This window comes from Enterococcus sp. DIV1368f (genome assembly GCF_051712245.1).
Lineage (GTDB): Bacteria > Bacillota > Bacilli > Lactobacillales > Enterococcaceae > Enterococcus > Enterococcus faecalis.
The window spans coordinates 715,809-734,225 of the sequence record NZ_JBIOON010000001.1; the positions used below are offsets into that span (position 1 = coordinate 715,809).

The 18,417-nt window shown below is 37.1% G+C and carries 22 protein-coding genes and 1 other annotated feature; of the genes, 18 read left to right on the forward strand and 4 right to left on the reverse strand.

All coding sequences use genetic code 11. From position 1 onward, the window contains the following. Positions 1-69 precede the first annotated feature (69 nt). Positions 70-420 (reverse strand): DUF3899 domain-containing protein, encoded by a 351-nt coding sequence (locus IGL07_RS03505; RefSeq protein WP_002355784.1) that lies wholly within the window; start codon positions 418-420, stop codon positions 70-72. A 90-nt stretch (positions 421-510) separates the two neighbouring features. Here IGL07_RS03505 and opp1B point away from each other — a divergent pair, with 90 nt between their 5' ends. The 8 genes from opp1B (at position 511) to rplT (ending at position 7,296) form a co-directional block, all read left to right on the forward strand. Then, positions 511-1,452: an oligopeptide ABC transporter permease Opp1B gene (gene opp1B, locus IGL07_RS03510; RefSeq protein WP_002381304.1), complete on the forward strand. Its 942-nt coding sequence runs from the start codon at positions 511-513 to the stop codon at positions 1,450-1,452. Then, on the forward strand, positions 1,452-2,504 hold the full coding sequence (gene opp1C / locus IGL07_RS03515) for an oligopeptide ABC transporter permease Opp1C (RefSeq protein ID WP_002355787.1): 1,053 nt from the start codon (positions 1,452-1,454) through the stop codon (positions 2,502-2,504). Before opp1B ends, opp1C begins: the two co-directional genes overlap by 1 nt. A gap of 9 nt (positions 2,505-2,513) precedes the next feature. Continuing rightward, positions 2,514-3,572: an oligopeptide ABC transporter ATP-binding protein Opp1D gene (opp1D, locus tag IGL07_RS03520; RefSeq protein ID WP_002355794.1), complete on the forward strand. Its 1,059-nt coding sequence runs from the start codon at positions 2,514-2,516 to the stop codon at positions 3,570-3,572. Beyond that, entirely contained in the window at positions 3,572-4,528 is a 957-nt protein-coding gene (gene opp1F, locus IGL07_RS03525) for an oligopeptide ABC transporter ATP-binding protein Opp1F (protein ID WP_002355795.1), read from the forward strand. Before opp1D ends, opp1F begins: the two co-directional genes overlap by 1 nt. Before the next feature lie 40 nt (positions 4,529-4,568). Further along, complete coding sequence (locus IGL07_RS03530) at positions 4,569-5,639, forward strand: RNA-guided endonuclease TnpB family protein (RefSeq protein WP_002368159.1); 1,071 nt, start codon at positions 4,569-4,571, stop codon at positions 5,637-5,639. Positions 5,640-5,855: 216 nt separating this feature from the next. Continuing rightward, positions 5,856-5,986: a sequence feature (ribosomal protein L20 leader region), on the forward strand. A gap of 54 nt (positions 5,987-6,040) precedes the next feature. After that, positions 6,041-6,562 carry a translation initiation factor IF-3 gene (infC, locus tag IGL07_RS03535; RefSeq protein ID WP_002355797.1) on the forward strand — a complete coding sequence of 174 codons (522 nt, stop codon included), beginning with the start codon at positions 6,041-6,043 and terminating at the stop codon, positions 6,560-6,562. A 113-nt stretch (positions 6,563-6,675) separates the two neighbouring features. Then, complete coding sequence (gene rpmI, locus IGL07_RS03540; RefSeq protein ID WP_002355798.1) at positions 6,676-6,876, forward strand: 50S ribosomal protein L35; 201 nt, start codon at positions 6,676-6,678, stop codon at positions 6,874-6,876. Between the two features lie 60 nt (positions 6,877-6,936). Beyond that, positions 6,937-7,296: a 50S ribosomal protein L20 gene (gene rplT / locus IGL07_RS03545; protein WP_002355799.1), complete on the forward strand. Its 360-nt coding sequence runs from the start codon at positions 6,937-6,939 to the stop codon at positions 7,294-7,296. A gap of 197 nt (positions 7,297-7,493) precedes the next feature. Here the strand turns inward: rplT and IGL07_RS03550 are convergent, their stop codons facing one another. Further along, positions 7,494-7,874, reverse strand: coding sequence for an MmcQ/YjbR family DNA-binding protein (locus tag IGL07_RS03550; protein ID WP_025189495.1), 381 nt, complete (start codon positions 7,872-7,874; stop codon positions 7,494-7,496). A gap of 67 nt (positions 7,875-7,941) precedes the next feature. Here IGL07_RS03550 and IGL07_RS03555 point away from each other — a divergent pair, with 67 nt between their 5' ends. The 3 genes from IGL07_RS03555 to IGL07_RS03565 all read left to right on the forward strand — a co-directional run bounded on the left by IGL07_RS03555 (position 7,942) and on the right by IGL07_RS03565 (position 9,396). Then, on the forward strand, positions 7,942-8,301 hold the full coding sequence (locus IGL07_RS03555) for a DUF1304 domain-containing protein (protein WP_002370721.1): 360 nt from the start codon (positions 7,942-7,944) through the stop codon (positions 8,299-8,301). Between the two features lie 67 nt (positions 8,302-8,368). After that, positions 8,369-8,863: a GNAT family N-acetyltransferase gene (locus IGL07_RS03560; protein WP_002397943.1), complete on the forward strand. Its 495-nt coding sequence runs from the start codon at positions 8,369-8,371 to the stop codon at positions 8,861-8,863. Positions 8,864-8,880: 17 nt separating this feature from the next. Beyond that, the gene (locus IGL07_RS03565; RefSeq protein ID WP_002361365.1) at positions 8,881-9,396 is read left to right on the forward strand and encodes a GrpB family protein; all 516 of its coding nucleotides are present in this window, start codon (positions 8,881-8,883) and stop codon (positions 9,394-9,396) included. 15 nt (positions 9,397-9,411) lie between these two features. Here the strand turns inward: IGL07_RS03565 and IGL07_RS03570 are convergent, their stop codons facing one another. After that, positions 9,412-10,587, reverse strand: a complete 1,176-nt coding sequence (locus tag IGL07_RS03570) for a SulP family inorganic anion transporter (protein WP_002380126.1) — start codon at positions 10,585-10,587, stop codon at positions 9,412-9,414. Positions 10,588-10,680: 93 nt separating this feature from the next. Beyond that, positions 10,681-11,709 (reverse strand): YeiH family protein, encoded by a 1,029-nt coding sequence (locus tag IGL07_RS03575; protein WP_002355805.1) that lies wholly within the window; start codon positions 11,707-11,709, stop codon positions 10,681-10,683. Positions 11,710-11,821: 112 nt separating this feature from the next. Between IGL07_RS03575 and IGL07_RS03580 the strand changes: the two genes are divergently transcribed. The 7 genes from IGL07_RS03580 (at position 11,822) to IGL07_RS03610 (ending at position 18,332) form a co-directional block, all read left to right on the forward strand. After that, positions 11,822-12,652 carry a LysR family transcriptional regulator gene (locus IGL07_RS03580; RefSeq protein WP_010817110.1) on the forward strand — a complete coding sequence of 277 codons (831 nt, stop codon included), beginning with the start codon at positions 11,822-11,824 and terminating at the stop codon, positions 12,650-12,652. Positions 12,653-12,716: 64 nt separating this feature from the next. Next, positions 12,717-13,589: a VOC family protein gene (locus IGL07_RS03585; protein ID WP_002366300.1), complete on the forward strand. Its 873-nt coding sequence runs from the start codon at positions 12,717-12,719 to the stop codon at positions 13,587-13,589. Between the two features lie 273 nt (positions 13,590-13,862). Continuing rightward, positions 13,863-14,087, forward strand: a complete 225-nt coding sequence (locus tag IGL07_RS03590; protein ID WP_002355808.1) for a hypothetical protein — start codon at positions 13,863-13,865, stop codon at positions 14,085-14,087. 88 nt (positions 14,088-14,175) lie between these two features. Further along, complete coding sequence (gene sapR / locus IGL07_RS03595) at positions 14,176-14,850, forward strand: two-component system response regulator SapR (RefSeq protein ID WP_002355809.1); 675 nt, start codon at positions 14,176-14,178, stop codon at positions 14,848-14,850. A 13-nt stretch (positions 14,851-14,863) separates the two neighbouring features. Then, positions 14,864-15,889: a two-component system sensor histidine kinase SapS gene (gene sapS / locus IGL07_RS03600; protein WP_002355810.1), complete on the forward strand. Its 1,026-nt coding sequence runs from the start codon at positions 14,864-14,866 to the stop codon at positions 15,887-15,889. A gap of 147 nt (positions 15,890-16,036) precedes the next feature. Beyond that, the gene (locus IGL07_RS03605; RefSeq protein ID WP_002355811.1) at positions 16,037-16,900 is read left to right on the forward strand and encodes a GRP family sugar transporter; all 864 of its coding nucleotides are present in this window, start codon (positions 16,037-16,039) and stop codon (positions 16,898-16,900) included. 40 nt (positions 16,901-16,940) lie between these two features. Beyond that, a complete protein-coding gene (locus IGL07_RS03610; protein WP_002361373.1) occupies positions 16,941-18,332 on the forward strand; it encodes an amino acid permease in 1,392 nt (463 codons plus the stop codon). Positions 18,333-18,417 lie beyond the last annotated feature (85 nt).

Consider the following 18,417-nt stretch of genomic DNA (forward strand, 5'->3'; position numbering starts at 1 on the left):
AGATCGATAGCAAACAAAAAAGGACCTTTGCCATGGAATAAAAGGCAACGGTCCTCTTGCTATCTTGTCTTAGACCAAGTAAAATAGTAGAAAGCCTAAAGACAGAATCAGTAAGATGCCCCCAGTTTTTAGCCAGAAAGAGCGATGTGCATCGCCAATGACTGAAAGCGGGATAAACTCTTTCGGTTCATTTTTCTTTTTAAAACGAAATGCGTTTTTCATTGAGCGCTGAAAGTTATCGAAAAAGCCAGAGGACATAATCCATAAAGCAATGCCGATAATTAAAAAGAAAAGCGAAACGATAAAGAAGGTATCTGATAATGAGGAGGTAGTGATAGGTTCTTTACTTATTAATAAGTAAAGAAAAATGCCGATACTGGAAATAACGGCTGTAATAATTGGCCATTTAAAAGTTTTCATGTGTTCACCCTATCTATTATTGTGGTCTATCTAGTCATTACTTTAACGAAAATAACTGAGGAAGTCAAAAAAATCTCGGAGGTGTCATTATTGAATAGTTTTGGAAAATATTTTCTTAAACGGATCTTTTTCATGATTATCACTTTGTGGTTAATCGCAACGATTACGTTTTTCTTAATGCAATTATTACCAGGTACGCCTTATACCAACCAAGAAAAACTTAGTCCAGAAACAATCGCTATGTTGAATAAACAATCTGGCTTAGATAAACCAGTGATTGTTCAATACGGAATTTACTTAAAGAACCTGGTAACGGGAGACTTTGGTATTTCATTCCAATTTAAAAACCAACCTGTTGCTAAGTTATTAGCTGGTCGAATTGGGCCATCCCTTCAACTGGGAGGACAAGCGATTATCTTTGGTACGTTAGTCGGTATTTTATTGGGGATTATCGCAGCGATGCGTCAAAATACTTGGGTAGATACGTTGGCAACATTGTTAGCCATTTTAGGTCGTTCTATTCCAAACTTTGTTTTCGCGGTATTATTACAATACATTTTTGCAATGAAATTAAGAATCTTACCAATTGCTATGTGGAATGGTTTTGCCTACACAATCTTACCTACTATTGCCTTGGCAATGAGTCCAATGGCCGATTCGGCTAGGTTTATTCGAACCGAGATGGTAGAGGTCTTGCATAGTGATTATGTCGAATTAGCTAAAGCAAAAGGCTTGAGTCGTTGGCAAGTTGCATTCCGCCACGGGTTAAGAAACAGTTTAATTCCATTGATTACCTTATTAGGACCTTTAGCCGTTGGTTTAATGACAGGTTCTTTAGTAGTAGAAAATATTTTTGCCATCCCTGGGATTGGGGAACAGTTTGTAAAATCAATTATGACAAACGACTATCCAACAATTATGGCAGTAACTATTTTGTATTCAACAATGTTAGTTGTTGTAATTCTGATTGTTGACTTACTTTATGGTTTAATTGATCCAAGAATTCGCGTATCAGGAGGTGCAAAAGGCTAATGGAAACAGTCAATAAAAATAATCTACCACAAGCGATTAAAGATATTCCGGCAGATGAGTTTCAGCCTCTAAACACTTCAACTCTAAAAGAAAGAGAACGTATTGCCACACCGTCTTTAAGTTTCTTACAAGACTCATGGCGTCGTTTGAAAAAGAATAAAGCTGCAGTTATCTCAATGAGTTTCTTAGCAGTTATTATCTTTATCTCTATTATTACCATTTGGGTTTCACCACATAACCCAACGAAACAAAATGTTTCTTACATTAACTTACCACCACGAATTCCTGGCTTGGAAAGCGTGAATGGTTTAAATGGTAAAACAACAGTTGCTGGTCAATTAGTTGATAAATATGCACAAGCAAACGTTCCGGATAACGTAAACTTTTATCTAGGAACAGATGGTTTAGGTCGTGATGTCCTAAGTCGTTTATTTATGGGAACACGTATTTCCTTATTAATTGCGTTTATCGCGGCAATTCTAGATATTACGATTGGGGTAACGTATGGACTGATTTCCGGGTTAGTCGGTGGTCGTGTCGATACAGTAATGCAACGTATTTTAGAAGTTCTTTCTGGTATTCCTAACTTAGTTGTTATGATCTTGATGCTAACAGTCTTTGATCCAGGGATTGTTTCGATTGTTTTAGCCATGGTTATTACAAACTGGATATCAATGGCCAGGATTGTGCGAGCCCAGACCATGAAACTAAAAGACCAAGAGTTTGTCATGGCAGCAGAAACATTGGGCGAATCTCGTTGGAAAATTGCTATTAAACATATTTTACCGAATATCTCAAGTGTCATTATTGTCCAAATGATGTTCAGTATCCCATCGGCAATTTTCTTTGAAGCGTTCCTAAGTTTTATTGGGTTAGGCTTACGCCCACCAACCGCATCTTTGGGAACCTTGTTAAACGAAGGATACAAAACTTTCCGTTTCCTTCCATATTTAATGTGGATTCCAGCGGCAACACTTTCAGTTATCATGATTTGTTTCAACTTGTTAGCTGATGGTTTACGTGACGCATTTGATCCTAAGATGAAAGAGTAAGAGTGGTGAATGACTATGGAAAAAGTATTAGAAGTTAAAGACTTAAGAATCTCCTTTGATACATTTGCAGGTAAAGTCAACGCCATTCGTGGTGTGAGTTTTGATCTTTATAAAGGTGAAACGTTAGCCATCGTAGGTGAATCAGGGAGTGGTAAATCTGTTACAACCCGCAGTATTATGCGTTTGTTGAGCAGTAATGCCAATATTGATAACGGGGAAATTTTGTTTAAAGGGCAAGATATTGTTCATAAAACAGAAAAACAAATGCAAGCCATTCGTGGTAAAGAAATCGCAATGATTTTCCAAGATCCGATGACTTCATTAGACCCAACGATGCCAATTGGCAAACAAGTGGCGGAATCATTAATCAAACATAATAAAGTCTCAAAAAAAGAAGGCTTAGCGCAAGCATTAGAATTACTAAAATTAGTCGGCATTCCTAATGCTGAAAAACGTTTGAAAAACTATCCACACCAATTTTCTGGTGGACAACGTCAACGGATTGTCATTGCAATTGCTTTAATTTGTTATCCAGAAGTTCTAATTGCAGATGAACCAACTACAGCGTTGGATGTAACCATCCAAGCACAAATTTTAGAGTTATTAAAAGATTTACAAGAAAAAATTAGCACTTCGATTATTTTCATTACCCATGATTTAGGGGTAGTAGCGAACGTGGCTGACCGTGTCGCTGTCATGTACGGTGGACGTCTGGTTGAAGTGGGAACAGCAGAAGAAATTTTCTATAATCCACAACATCCATATACTTGGGGACTTTTAGGGTCAATGCCAACGATGGAAGGAACAGAAGACAAACTTTATGCGATTCCAGGTTCACCTCCAGATTTATTAGATCCACCAACTGGAGATGCCTTCTATCCACGGAATGAGTTTGCTTTAAAAATTGATACAGAAAAAGAACCACCTTATTTTGAAGTATCACCGACACACAAAGCAGCAACGTGGTTATTAGCACCACAAGCACCAAAAGTTACGCCTCCAGCAGAGATTGTTCGTCGTTGGGCAATTTATGCAGAGCGTCAAAAAAATCCAGGAGGTAGTAATTAATGGCAGAAGAGAAAAAAGTCCTATTAGAAGTCACTGGTTTGAAACAGTATTTCAATGTTGGTCGTAAAGACGAAGTAAAAGCCATTGATGACATTAGTTTTCATATTTATGAAGGCGAAACCTTTGGATTAGTTGGCGAATCAGGAAGTGGAAAATCAACAACTGGTCGCAGTGTCATTCGTTTATATGATCCAACTGCTGGTGAAATTCTTTTCGATGGAAAAGACATTAGCAAAATTAAATCAAAAGCGGACATGCAAGCATTCCGCCGCGATGTTCAAATGATCTTCCAAGATCCATATGCTTCATTGAATCCAAGAATGAAAGTCAATGATATTATTGCTGAAGGAATCGATGTCAATGGATTAGCTAAAACACCAAAAGAGCGGGAAGAAAAAGTCAATGAACTTTTAAAAACGGTGGGATTAAATCCAAGTCACAGTACGCGTTATCCTCATGAGTTTTCTGGTGGGCAACGTCAACGGATTGGAATTGCTCGTGCTTTAGCGGTTAATCCACGTTTTATTATCTGTGATGAGCCAATTTCGGCTTTGGATGTGTCAATTCAAGCCCAAGTAGTAAACTTATTACAAGATTTACAAAAAGAACAAGGCTTAACTTACTTGTTTATCGCACATGACTTATCGATGGTAAAACATATCAGTGACCGAATTGGCGTAATGCACAGTGGGAAATTATTGGAAATGGGCACAAGTGATGATGTTTATAATTTCGGCGTTCATCCTTATACAGAAAGTTTACTTTCTGCGATTCCATTACCAGATCCAGACTATGAACGCACACGTAAACGGATCGTTTACCAGCCTGCAGCGGCAGATGGGAAAGATCGTGAGCTCCGTGAAATTCTCAATGGACACTATGTTTATTGTGCTGAAGACGAAGTTGCAATGTACCGTGAAAAAATTGAAGAGAAGAAAAGAAAAGCTGGTTTATAACCAGCTTCTTTTCTAACTATCTTGGTAGGGTGGTTATGAGATGAAGGCTCTGAAAGCTTATAAATACAGACTTTATCCAACCTCAAAACAAGAAGAGTTTATTCAAAAAACATTTTCTTGTGTTCGCTTGGTGTATAATTTAATGTTACAAGACCGGATTGATATCTACAAAGAGATGCGAAAAAATCCTCAACAAACGTTTAAAATGCCAACGCCAGCTAAATATAAGAAACAATACCCTGTCCTCAGAGAAGTTGATAGTTTAGCCTTGGCAAATGCACAAGTTTATTTGGATCGAGCCTTTAAAAATTTTTATCGGGAAAAAGGGATGGGCTTTCCAAAAAAGAAAAAGAAAGAAACGGTGCATTCCTACACTACGAACAATCAACATGGCACGGTCAAAATTTTGGATAATCGTTATTTGAAAGTACCTAAATTGAAATCTTTAATTAAAATGAAGGTACACCGCCAACCGCTGGGGGAGATAAAATCTGTAACTATTTCTATGAGTGCGAGTCACAATTATTATGTTTCCATTTTATGTGAAGCGCCGATTGAAACGAAAACAAAGCAACAAAAAATGGTGGGAATTTGTAGCAGTAGGGAAAAATTTGCGCTGCTTTCGAATGGTGAAAGCTTCGAAAAAAGCTATTGTTCAAAGCATTTAAAGCAAAAACTACGTCAAGAAGAACGAAAATTAAACAAGCGTAAAATGATTGCTTTGGAAAAAGGTGTCGATCTTTCGCAAGCAAAAAATTATCAAAAACAAAAAATAAAAGTCGCAAAAATTCGCGAAAAAATAGCCAACCAACGAACGGATATTTTAAACAAAATTACAACGGAATTGGTTTCAAGTTACGATGTTATTTGTATTGAAAAAGCCCATCACAGTAATGAGCGGCCGCCAAAATATGATCGTTCTGAACTGGCTTGGTCTTTATTTTTAGCTAAACTGTTATATAAAGCACAATGGTATGGCAAAGAACTCATTTGTATTGAGTCAGAGGAGATAGAAACAGAGTTGTCTTTTTCTGAAAGTACAGAAAATTCAGAGTATCTTAGAAGTCAAAAAATCTTAGAACGTGGCTTGTCTAAACGAGAAACCTTATAAATAGAAGAACTGTAGGGACTACAGGGATCGCCTAGGGGATAGAAAATGCACACCATGTGTTGAACCATTTGTTTCTAGGAAGTCACATTGGGACAGTCCACTAATTATTAATGATCAAAATACGAGTTCAAACGAATCTAGTGCTAGATTCGTTTTTTTTTTTTGAGGAAATATATTGACAACTAGGATAAACTAAGGTAAACTAGTGAAGTTGAGAAATGAAAGCAGAAGCACCCGCTTCTCGCCTTAGTTGAGTATATCGCTGGGCTAGATAAAGTATTCCTTATTTTTTAAGTAAGGCAGACTGTTGGCGGGTTCTGGATAGGAACCTGTTTTTTTATTGCATTTAGCAAACAAAGCAGACTTCCGTTAGGATTTTCTCTTAAAAATTTTGGAGGTGAATGACCATAGCAAAGGATATGATGGTTAACGACGGCATTCGTGCACGCGAGTTACGTTTGATCGGACAAGATGGTGAACAATTAGGTGTAAAAACCAAAGCAGAAGCATTACAAATCGCTGAATCTGCAAACTTGGATTTAGTACTTGTAGCGCCAGGAGCGAAACCACCAGTTGCGCGAATTATGGATTATGGAAAATTCCGTTTCGAACAACAAAAGAAAGAGCGTGAAGCTCGCAAGAAACAAAAAGTGATCAACGTCAAAGAAGTTCGTTTAAGTCCAACAATTGACGTAAATGACTTCAATACAAAACTTCGTAATGCGCGTAAGTTCTTAGAAAAAGGAGACAAAGTGAAAGCTTCTATCCGTTTCAAAGGCCGTGCCATTACCCATAAAGAGATTGGTCAGAAAGTTCTTGATCGCTTAGCTGAAGAAACTGCGGACATCGCCACAGTGGAACAAAAAGCGAAAATGGACGGACGCAGCATGTTTCTAACGCTGGCACCGAAAAACGACAAGTAAACGAAGAGACCGAGCATTCGGACTTTTGGTAATTTCTACAAGAAGGATATTCGACAGTTGTGACTGTTAGAGTCTTTCACTTGAAGCAAAGATTTTGAGGAGGAAAATTAGTCATGCCAAAACAAAAAACACACCGCGGATTAGCAAAACGTGTAAAACGTACTGGTGGAGGCGGCTTAAAACGTGGCCGTGCCTTTACATCTCACCGTTTCCACGGTAAAACTAAAAAACAACGCCGTCAATTGCGTAAAGCAAGCATGGTTGCAAAAGGCGATTACAAACGTATCCGCCAACAATTAGCAAGAATGAAATAAAACAACTCGGTGACTTTTAGATTACCGTCAAGAGAAACAAGATATTAGGAGGAATTCAACATGGCACGTGTTAAAGGTGGAACAGTAACCCGTAAACGTCGTAAAAAAGTCCTTAAGTTAGCGAAAGGCTACTACGGATCAAAACATACTTTATTTAAATCAGCAAAAGAACAAGTAATGAACTCTTATTACTATGCATTTAGAGACCGTCGTCAAAAGAAACGTGACTTCCGTAAATTATGGATTGCACGTATCAACGCGGCAGCTCGCATGAATGGCTTAAGCTATTCTAAATTAATGCACGGTTTGAAATTGGCAGAGATTGATATCAACCGCAAAATGTTAGCTGACTTAGCCGTTAACGATGCAGCAGCATTTACAGCGTTAGCTGAACAAGCAAAAGACGCTTTAAGCAAATAAGCTTAAATAATCTTTCACGAGGTCGGGACAGAAGTGCTTAACTCCGAGAAATAAGAAGGAATTTCCGAAAATTGTTCTTTAATTTTTGGAGAATTTCGGCTTATTTCCGAAGGAGTTGCTTCTGTTCCCGCCGTTTATTAATTTTTAAGCCTGGAACAAAAATCCAAAGTGATTTTTGTTCCAGGCTCGTTTTTTTTTTAATAACTCCGTTGGTAACTTTCATCTATAAATGAAAAAACTTGTGAGAGCGGAATTTCTTCAGAAAGACTTAACCAATGCTCTTTATTCATATGATAGGCAGGAAAATAGCCAGGTTGGTTCTTTAATAAGGCAATCAATTCAGGCGCAAGTTTAACGGTTAAAATAGTGAGCTTCTTATTCTCGGTAGCGCCGAGCAGTTGTGCATCCAGTGGCATAATTAAAGCAAACCATTTCGCATTTCTAGGATGACGAAAGACGAGATAGTCTGGATGTTTTTTAAAAGGAAAATCGGGCGTTATCTGATAACGTTCTTGGATATAGGCGCTAATAGTTTCTTGAAAAGTCATAGGTTTCTTCCTTTCGTTAATGCTAGGCATATCTATTTACATCATAGCAAAAATTACATAAAATTACTTCGTTCAAAGGAATGGGAGGAGGGAGTAGATGACATTAATTTCAACAATTTTAGTAACCTTGGTGGCTGTAGAATTTTTCTACATTATGTATTTAGAAACGATTGTACCAACATCTGAGACAACAAGCCGTGTTTTTAAAATGGATAAGCAAGAGTTACAAAGAAAATCAGTGACTACATTGTTTAAAAATCAAGGAATCTATAATGGACTAATCGGTGCAGGACTTATTTATAGTGTCTATTTTGCGCAAGCAACGATGGAGATGACAAAATTTTTATTGATTTATATTATTTTAGTGGCGGCGTACGGTAGCTTAACTAGTGATAAAAAAATCATTTTAACACAAGGCGGTTTAGCTATCGTGGCTTTGCTTAGTTTACTCGTTTAGCCATCAGAGTTAATAGAGAGAGACAGTCAAATCGACAGAAAAAACACGGTTGATTTAACTATTTTTTATGGAATTGAGAGAGACAAAATGTGGTATACTTTTTTTATTAGATAGGGAGGAATTAAAAATGCTGAACCAAAAAGAAGTAAAAAAAACCGATTATCCTCAATTAATTTCTCTATGGCGCTCTTCAGTAGAAGCTACTCATTTGTTTTTGAGTCAGGCAGATATTGATAAAATCGAAGTGGTTTTACCTGATTATTTTCAACAAGTTCAATTAAGTATGTGGTTAAATGAAGAACAGAAATGTGTGGGTTTTAGTGGAACAAATCAACAAACTTTGGAAATGTTATTTATTGACCCAGTCTATTTTCGTAAAGGCTATGGTGGAGAAATTATCCAAAAGTTAATAGAGCAAGAATCAATTGTCTTTGTTGATGCTAATAAACAAAATGAAGGGGCAGTGAAGTTCTATCAATCTCAAGGATTTCAAGTAATTGGTGAATCAAAGGAAGATCCTCAAGGAAATCCATTTCCTATTTTACATATGAAACGGATATAGAAAAGAAGGGAGAAGCCATGCGAGTAATCGTTACAGAATACCAACCAGCCTGGGTGGAACAGTTTGAAGAAGAAGCCCAAGCGTTGAAACAGATTCTAAAGGAAAATTGTCTTAAAGTTGAACATATCGGTAGCACATCTGTGCCTAATTTAGCAGCCAAACCAATTATTGATTTTTTGGTTATTGTTGAAGAAATTGAAAAAGTAGACCTGTTACAAGGGGAATTTGAAAGAATCGGTTATGAATATATGGGGGAATTTGGACTATCAGGACGTCGTTATTTACGAAAAGGCCCGATAAAAAGAACACACCATGTGCATATTTATCAGTTTGACAATACGCAAGAAATTTTGCGCCATCTTGCTTTTCGAAATTATTTACGAGAAAATCCGGCAATTGCTACAACCTATGGTACATTAAAAAAGCAATTGGCCCAAGCACACCCCGATAGCATTGATAAATATATGGATGGCAAAGATGCGTTCATTAAGAAAATAGAAAAAGAAGCGTTGAAGAAATATTGGGAAAAATAAAAAAAGTTGCTAAAGCTAGCAACTTTTTTTTGGTTCTTTTTTGAAAAAATGATAAAGAAGACCACTTAAAAGAACACCTAGAATAATTCCAATCGCTAAATTATGCGTATAGACGATCACACCCACTGTCACGAGTAAAATAACAATTTCAGTAATTTCAAAAGTTCGGAAAAGCTGCAAACTTTCCCAATCAAAGGTGTCGACTGCCACCGTCATCATGATCCCAATCAATGCAGCTGTAGGAATGGCTACCATCACGGATTTAAAAACAAAAATGAATAGAAGGAGGGTAATACCTGAAATCAAAGTAGAAAGCCGTTTTCGTCCCCCTGATTTAACATTAATGACCGCTTGCCCGATCATCGCACAGCCAGCTTGGCCACCAAAAAAGCCGGTAATTATATTAGCGAATCCTTGCGCCTTAACTTCTCGTTGGCTATCACTTTGGCTCGCTGTCATTTTGTCCACAATGGGGATCGTCAATAAAGATTCAATTAACCCGACCATTGCTAAGGCAACAGAACTAGGTAAAATAATCCACAACGTTTCTAAGTTGACGGGTACATTAGGCCAACGGATCGCTGGATGAAACTGACTCATTTCACCAAGATCACCTACCGTTTGTAAATGACCTTTTAAAAAATAGGACAGGATAGTCATGAATAAAATAACAATTAACGCAGGAGGCACAATTGTAATAAACTTAGGTAATAGATAAATAAGTAAGATACTACAGATAATCATGCCGTAGGACCACAGTGTTTGATGAGGCAATTGTTGTACTTGCGCCATGAAAATTAAAATAGCTAACGCATTGACGAATCCGTACATCACTGTCTTGGGAATAAAGCGCATCAATTTATGGATACCTAAATAACCTAAAATAAATTGCAGAAAGCCTGTTAAAATAGTCGCAGCAAGCATGTATGACAAACCATGTGCTTGAATTAAGCCTGCAAGGACTAAGGCCATTGAACCAGCAGACGCCGAAACCATTGCCGGACGGCCGCCCGTAAAAGTAATTACAAGTAAAGTAACTGCTGAAGCAAACACTGCAGAAAGCGGGTGAACACCAGCAATAATCGCAAACCCGATTACTTCTGGTAAAATGGCGACAGAAGAAACGAGACCCGCAAATAGATCATTTCGTTCATTGCCTAACCATTCGCTTTTTTTAATACTAAATAACATCGAAAAACTCCTTTAAGTTAATAAAACCTTATTCATAATAGCATGAATAAGCTGAAATAAAAAAGTTTGACGTGTTAACGTCAAACTTTTTTATTAGAACTGTAGCAGTGCCAACAACAAAATGGCTAGGACGACTTGAACAGTTCCTACTGATAAACCATAGATTAAGAAACGTTTGCCTTCTTGGAAAAACTTTTTAAAATCGAGTCGTAACCCGATTGCTGCCAAGGCAGTAATTTCAAACCAAGAACTAAAGAAATGAGCAGTCTCACTGATCACGACGGGGAAATGAATCAAACTATTAAAGACACAGGCAATGAAAAAGCCAACTACATACCAAGGTAGGGCGCTACTTTTTTTGGTGACTTCTACCAACTCAGCCTCTGATTCTGCCGTCTTACTTTGCTTGAAACGTCCAAATAAATAGACAACTGCTACGAGTAGGACAATCCGCATAATTTTAAAGAGCATCGCAAGTTGAACTGCGTTCTCATTGACCATATTGGCACTGGCGACAACCTGACCAACTGATTGTAAAGTCCCTCCGATTAGTGCACTACGAGCCAACAAATTGGTACCATAGAGAATCCCACTTAAAATGGGTAAGGTCAACATTAAAACGGTTCCTAATAAGTTTACTAAAGTAATGATTTGGCCTTTTTCTTCCTCGTCTGCTTGAATTGCTGGAGCAATCGAAGCAATGGCAGAGGATCCACAAACGGCATTACCACCAGCCATCAATAAAGACATATTATCAGAAAAAGCCAGTTTTTTACCGATCAAATAGGCAAAAATAATGGTCAGCGACATTTGAATGAGAATAAATGCGACACCTTGTAAGCCAATTTGGGCAATCGTTTGAAAGGTCACGGTGGTTCCCAATAAAACAACAGAAAATTCTAGTAATTTACTTTCGGCTACTTTGGTTCCGCGATTTAAATTGGCACCGCGAACAAAGGTATTTCCCAAAAAGATTCCTAGTAAAATAGCGATCGTTGCGGCGCCTAAGCTAGGTAACCAGATGGCAAGAAACTTGCTAAGGCAGGCGACAAGGAAAGCTGTTAGCAAGCCGGGAAGAATTTGGAATAAAGATTGGATATAATCATTTTCTGAATTTTTCATTGAAAAAATCTCTCTTTCTTGTTCATTACTTCCAGTATAACGAAATTTTTTACATTTGAGAAATAAATAGTTAAAATAATATTTATAATAGAAAGTTATCGAAAGGATACCTATGTTTAAATTATTAAAGACTTTTCAAATTGTGTATGAGCAAATGAACTTTTCCAAAGCAGCTACCTGCCTATATATCTCACAACCAGCCGTTTCTAATCAAATCAAACAATTAGAAGAAGAATTAGGCTGTTCATTGTTTTTAAGAAATGGTCGACAAGATGTAGTCCCTACTAGGCAAGCAGAAGTCTTGTATAATCGTTTGCTAAATTTAGCTGATGATTGGCAAGAAACATTAACAGCTCTTCATCAGGCGAGATTACCTAAAGAAACTTGCCGAATTGCTGCGTCTAATACTTTTGCAGTTTATTATTTGCCGCAACTGATGCAGCATTTGCAGACACAGTATGCAACAATCAATTTTGTTTTAGAAATGAACAATTCAGAAGAAGTAGTGGAAAAAGTTGAAAAACATCAAGTTGATTTTGGCTTTATCGAAAAACCATTAATTACGAAAGGCGCCTCTCGTGAAGAAATTATTCAGGATCAATTGGTTTTAGCTGGGGACCCTGCCAATCAGAATTGGTTGGTACGTGAAAAGGATTCTGGGGTCTTTCATTATACCCAACAGTATTTAGAAGAAAGTAATCAAAGCCCAACACTCATGACGGTTAAAAATAATGAAATGATTGTTAAAATGTTGGAATTGGGTATGGGGCAATCGTTGCTTTCAAGAAAAGCGATTACTGAAAAAATTCCTTTCCAAACGTTAGGTGAAAAGTATTGGCGTTCCTTTTATTTTTTGACACGGGGACATTTAAAATCCTCCTTGCTTCAAGAAGTAAAACAAGCAATTTATCGATTCTATCAGAAGGAAATGAATAAATACTAAAACGTTCTCTTTGTTTATTTATCAATCTTTGACTACACTAAAGAAAACGAAGGAGGGAACCACAATGCCTAAATTTTCACCTTGTTTATGGTTTGACACACAAGCGGAAGAAGCTGCTAACTTCTATACAACAATTTTTGAAAAAGGTGCGATTCTAAGTAAAACGAACTACGTTAATGAGGAGCATCAACCTCAAGGAACATCATTAATGACCATTGAATTTACCTTGGCGAACCAAACAATCATTGGTTTAAATGGCGGACCAGAATTTTCCTTTACGCCAGCTAGTTCATTTTTTGTTGAATGTAAAACATTATCACAAACAGAAACGTTGTGGAAAAATTTAACAGCAGATGGACAGATATTGATGCCTTTTGGGGAATATCCTTTTAGTCCTTTATATGGTTGGGTAGTGGACAAATTTGGTGTCTCTTGGCAAGTGTCTTTTTCAGGAAAAGAACAAACAATTGTACCAACCTTTATGTTTGCTAATGAAAAATATGGCGAAGCAGCCAAAGCTCTATCAGAATGGTTGGCGATTTTCGGTCCAGGCGAAATAATTGAAAAAGTTGAATATGAAGATGGGAACGTTGCGCAAGCACTTTTCACATTACAGGAGCAACCGTTTCGAGTAATGGATGCACGAGATAAACATGATTTTGATTTTACCATGGCCTTCTCCATTTATATTGATTGTGAAAATCAGGAGGAAATAGATCGGCTATGGCAACAAGTGACTGCTAAAGGGAAAGAATGGCCGTGTGGCTGGATGGAAGATCAATTTGGAGTCAGTTGGCAAACAGGCAATCCTGAACTGAAACGTTATCTATCTGACTCAAATCCAGCTAGAGCAAATGAAGTGACCAAAAAATTGTACCAAATGAAAAAAATAGATTTAAACCAGTTAAAAGAAGTGTATGACAAATATAATCATTAGAAAAACTGAGGTTGTCTGATCCACTACACTTTGGTACGTTGGTATCAATTCCTATGCATGGAACATACTAGAGTTGAAGGACTTGTCTTTTAATGATTGAGACCTTCAACTCTTAAAAAAGGCTCGATTCTTGCGAGTTCCAAAGAGGCTACTTCTATTTTGTTGTTTACTTAATGGTTAGGACTCTGCCGATTTTTTTATAAGATTATGCTATAATTAAGAGTAGTAAATTATTGAAGGAAAAATGAAAAGTCCAAAATAGGAAGTGGTAAAATGATTGAGTTAATTGTGTTGTTAACAGTTTTTACTTATGGAACGAACTTTGTTTTATATCTTATTTTGAAAAATAAAAAGTCCATGCCAATTGTCGAAAAAGCTTCTATTGTATTAGGAATTAATATGTCTGTGTTATTATTAGATGGTATTTTTGCTTTTGTTGGCAAATTCATTATGTTATCAGAATGGGAATTATTAGCGCCTATTTTTGAAATAGTGTAAAAATCATCATAAAGTCCTATATCCAAAAAGAATGAAGTTTGTTAGGATAAGAAAGATGAAAATTTAGAAATAAAAGAGGTGGGATTGCATGGCTAAAATCATGATTGTCGAAGATGAAACAACCATTCGAGAATTAATTAGCGAGGAATTACAAAAATGGCAATTTGAAACGATTGGAACAACCGATTTTAATGATGTATTGGATGATTTTCAAGAGGAGAATCCCCAATTAGTCTTGATGGATATTAATTTACCTGTGTACGATGGGTACTATTGGTGTCAAAAAATTCGTGAAGTTTCTAAAGTACCAATTATTTTTATTTCGAGTCGTAGTACCAATATGGATATGATTATGGCGATGAACATGGGCGCGGATGATTTTGTTACAAAACCGTTCCAGATAGATGTTTTAATTGCTAAAATCAATGCTTTGTTGCGCCGCTCTTATAACTATTCCGATACGGATAGTGAAGTGCTTTCACATAATGGCATTACTTTAAATGTGGACAATGGACGGATGGAAATCAAAGGCGAAATGATCGATTTAAGTAAAAATGAATACCGATTACTGTATCTTTTAATGAAAAAACACGGAAAAATTTTAACACGTGAAAAACTATTGCGCGCTTTATGGGACGATGAACGTTTTGTGGATGACAATACGTTGACGGTAAATATCAATCGTTTACGAAAAAAAATTGAGCAAGCAGGGATTGCTGGCTATATTGAAACCAAAGTGGGCGTCGGTTATATGGTGCCCTAGATAGGAGTAGACAATGACCATTCTAAAGTATTTAAAAGATCGCTGGTTATTACTAATTGGTTGGTTATTTTTTCTGTTCTTAACTTGTTTTATTTTATGGTTGGCTCCTAATGTCCGCTTAGATTGGACAGTGGTTGGCTATATCTTTTTACTGCAAAGTGTTTTTTTATCGCTATTTTTAACAATTGATTATTATTTAAAACGTAAGTGGTGGCTTTCGTTGGCAACGGAAAAAGAGCCGCCTTCTTTACAAGAATATTTGAATACAGCAGAAAAAGAAGAAGAACTACTTGTCCAAACGTATATTAACGGTTTATTACAAGAGCACCAACAAACCATGCAGCAAGCAATCAACAACCAACAGGACCAAAAAGATTACATTGACTCTTGGGTTCATGAAATCAAAGTCCCCCTAGCGGCTATCACGTTATTGGTACAATCTGTCGAAGATGATATTCCAGAGAAAAAATATTATCTATTGGAAAATGAGTTAGGGAAAATTGATGAATACGTCGAGCAAGTCCTATATTATGCTAGACTGGATAGCTTTTCTCGAGATTATTTACTCCAAGAATATTCTTTAAAAGAAATTGTGCAATCTGTTGTTCGTACGCAAGCAAATTATTTTATCCAAAAAAGATTGCAGTTCTCAATTGAAGGGGAAGATGAAGCGGTTTTAACCGACCGAAAATGGGTCATTTTTATTTTCCGCCAATTATTAAGTAATGCAGTCAAGTATACGCCAGAAGGTGGCACGATTACGGTCCTAATTTCCAAAAATAAACAAGGTGTTTATTTATCTTTAAAAGATTCTGGAATTGGCATTCCGACGCAAGATCAACGACGCATTTTTGATAAAGGATTTACTGGTGAAAACGGGCGAAAAAGTGAACAGCATTCGACTGGTCTAGGCCTGTATTTGGCCCATAGCTTAGCGAAAAAGTTAGGTCATGATTTAACAGTTGAGTCGACAGAGGGGCAAGGTACGACGATGACATTGTTTTTTCCTTCCCTCAGTTATTATAATGAAGTGAAATAAAAAGTAGGTCTATCAGCAAATTAAAGAGGTGATAGGCCTTTTTTTATTTATTAAAACTTTCTTGCTAACTTCTCTTACTCTTCTTAGTTGTTTAGAAAACGTTTTTATTGTTAGAATGAAATGAAATAAATTTGTTAGGAGAATATTATGAGTTTACTTATCGCTTTAGTGCCCATGATTGCGTGGGGCAGTATTGGTTTAGTCAGCGGTAAAATTGGTGGAAGCGCCAATCAACAAACGTTAGGTATGACAATCGGCGCATTACTATTTTCAATTGTTGTCTTTTTTGTTATCCAGCCTACGTTGACGACAGCCACATTAATTGTTGGATTTATATCTGGTTTATTCTGGAGTTTGGGACAGAATCAACAATTTCATAGCATGAAATATATGGGCGTTTCAGTTGGCTTACCAATTTCAACTGGGATGCAGTTAGTTGTTAATACCGTTGCAGGGGCTGTTTTTTTCCATGAATGGACAAAAACAAAAGACTTTGTTGTGGGCTTTATCGCTTTGGCCTTTTTAGTTTTTGGGGTGTATTTAACAGCTCGACAAGATGATGACAGTCAACCGAAAACCTCAAACAGTATGTTAGATTTTAATAAAGGGATTCGGGCGTTGATTTTCTCAACAGTTGGGTATGGCGTCTATACCATCATTATTAATGCCACTGGTTTAGATCCGTGGGGAATTATTTTGCCACAAAGTATTGGTATGTTAGTGGGGGCTAGTTTCTTTGCCTTCAAAAAAGTCAAAGTTGATCGTTTTGTTTGGATGAATATGACGACGGGTCTGCTTTGGGGCTTAGGAAATATTTGTATGTTATTAACCATGCGTGAAATTGGCTTAGCTATTAGCTTCTCTTTATCACAAATGGGGATTATTATTTCGACTCTTGGAGGCATCTTCCTTTTAGGGGAAAGAAAATCAAAAAAAGAAATGTTTTATGTTATTTTTGGTTGCATTTTTGTTATTCTAGGTGGTATTCTTTTAGGGTATATGAAAGCGTAAATAGTTTATTTACGCTTATTTTTTTTACGGGGGTAAACACATGTCTATTTTCAGAAAAAAAGAAATCACTGTGCCTGTCAATGACAGTGGTGGGATGAAAAAAAATCTTAAGACGATGGACTTAATTTTTCTAGGAATTGGGGCTGTAGTAGGAACAGGGATTTTTGTTGTGACAGGTGTCGCAGCGGAACGCTATGCAGGTCCAGGGCTCGTCTTATCATTTCTGGTAGCAGCAGCCGCGATTATTTTATCTGGTTTATGCTATGCAGAATTTGCATCACGTATTCCGGTCATTGGCGGGCCGTATGCCTACATGTATGTGGTCTTTGGAGAAATTGTGGCTTGGATGACTGGTTGGATGATTATTTGTGAGTTTTTCTTGGCGGTTTCATCCGTTGCTTCAGGTTGGTCAGGCTATGTTCATGGCTTTTTGGATAGCTTAGGTTTTTCTTTACCGCAAGCGTTAAGTGGCGCTTATAATCCAACAAATGGTACATATATTGATTTGATTGCCATGTTGGTCGTTGTAGCCGTAACTTTTTGGGTATCTTTAGAAGCGAAAACAGCGTTACGTTTAAATAACTTAATGGTTTTCGTGAAGTTTGGGATTATTTTATTATTTGTTCTCGTGGGAATCTTTTATGTGAAACCAACGAACTGGCAACCATTTATTCCTTATGGTTTTTCAGGCGTTTTCAGTGGTGCTGCTTTAGTTTTCTTTGCCTTTCTAGGGTTTGATGCGGTCAGCATGGCTGCGGAGGAAGTGAAGAATCCGAAAAAAGATATTCCAAAAGGGATTATTGGTTCCATTATTATTTCAACATTGTTATATATTGTTGTTACATTAGTTTTAACTGGGATTGTTCCATTTACGGATTTAGGGGTCAAGGATCCGGTGGCTTTTGCGATGCGTTTCATTAATCATGGCGCAATCGCGACAATCATTTCAGTTGGCGCTATTTTAACCTTATTAACAGTAACGATTGCGATGATGTACAGTTTAGCCCGTGTGATTTATGCGATTAGTAAAGATGGATTATTGCCGCAGTTTATGAGCAAAATTGATGAGAAGCGGCACACACCTAAGAATGCAACCTATGTAGCTGGATTTTTAGCAATGGTTTTTGCTGGTGTTGTTCCAATGGAGATGTTGGCTGAACTTACAAATATCGTGACACTCTTTTATCTGATGTTTCTCGCTTTAGGAATTATCAAATTACGGACAATGAAAGGAGAACCGCAAGCAGGTGAATTTAAAGTGCCGCTTGTGCCGGTTCTACCATTAATTTCAATCGTGGTTTGCGCGGCTTTGATGTTCCAATTGTCTTTAGCTACTTGGCAAGTATTTGGCGTAGCCGTAGTGATTGGTTTGGCTATTTATTTCTTTTATGGCCGACACCATAGTATCGTTCGTTTCGAGACAAAAGAATAAAAATGAACAAAAAAAGAGAGGAATACTTGTCAATTAGACAGGTCTTTCTCTCTTTTCTTTCTGGCATTTTCTTCATTTTCAAGAG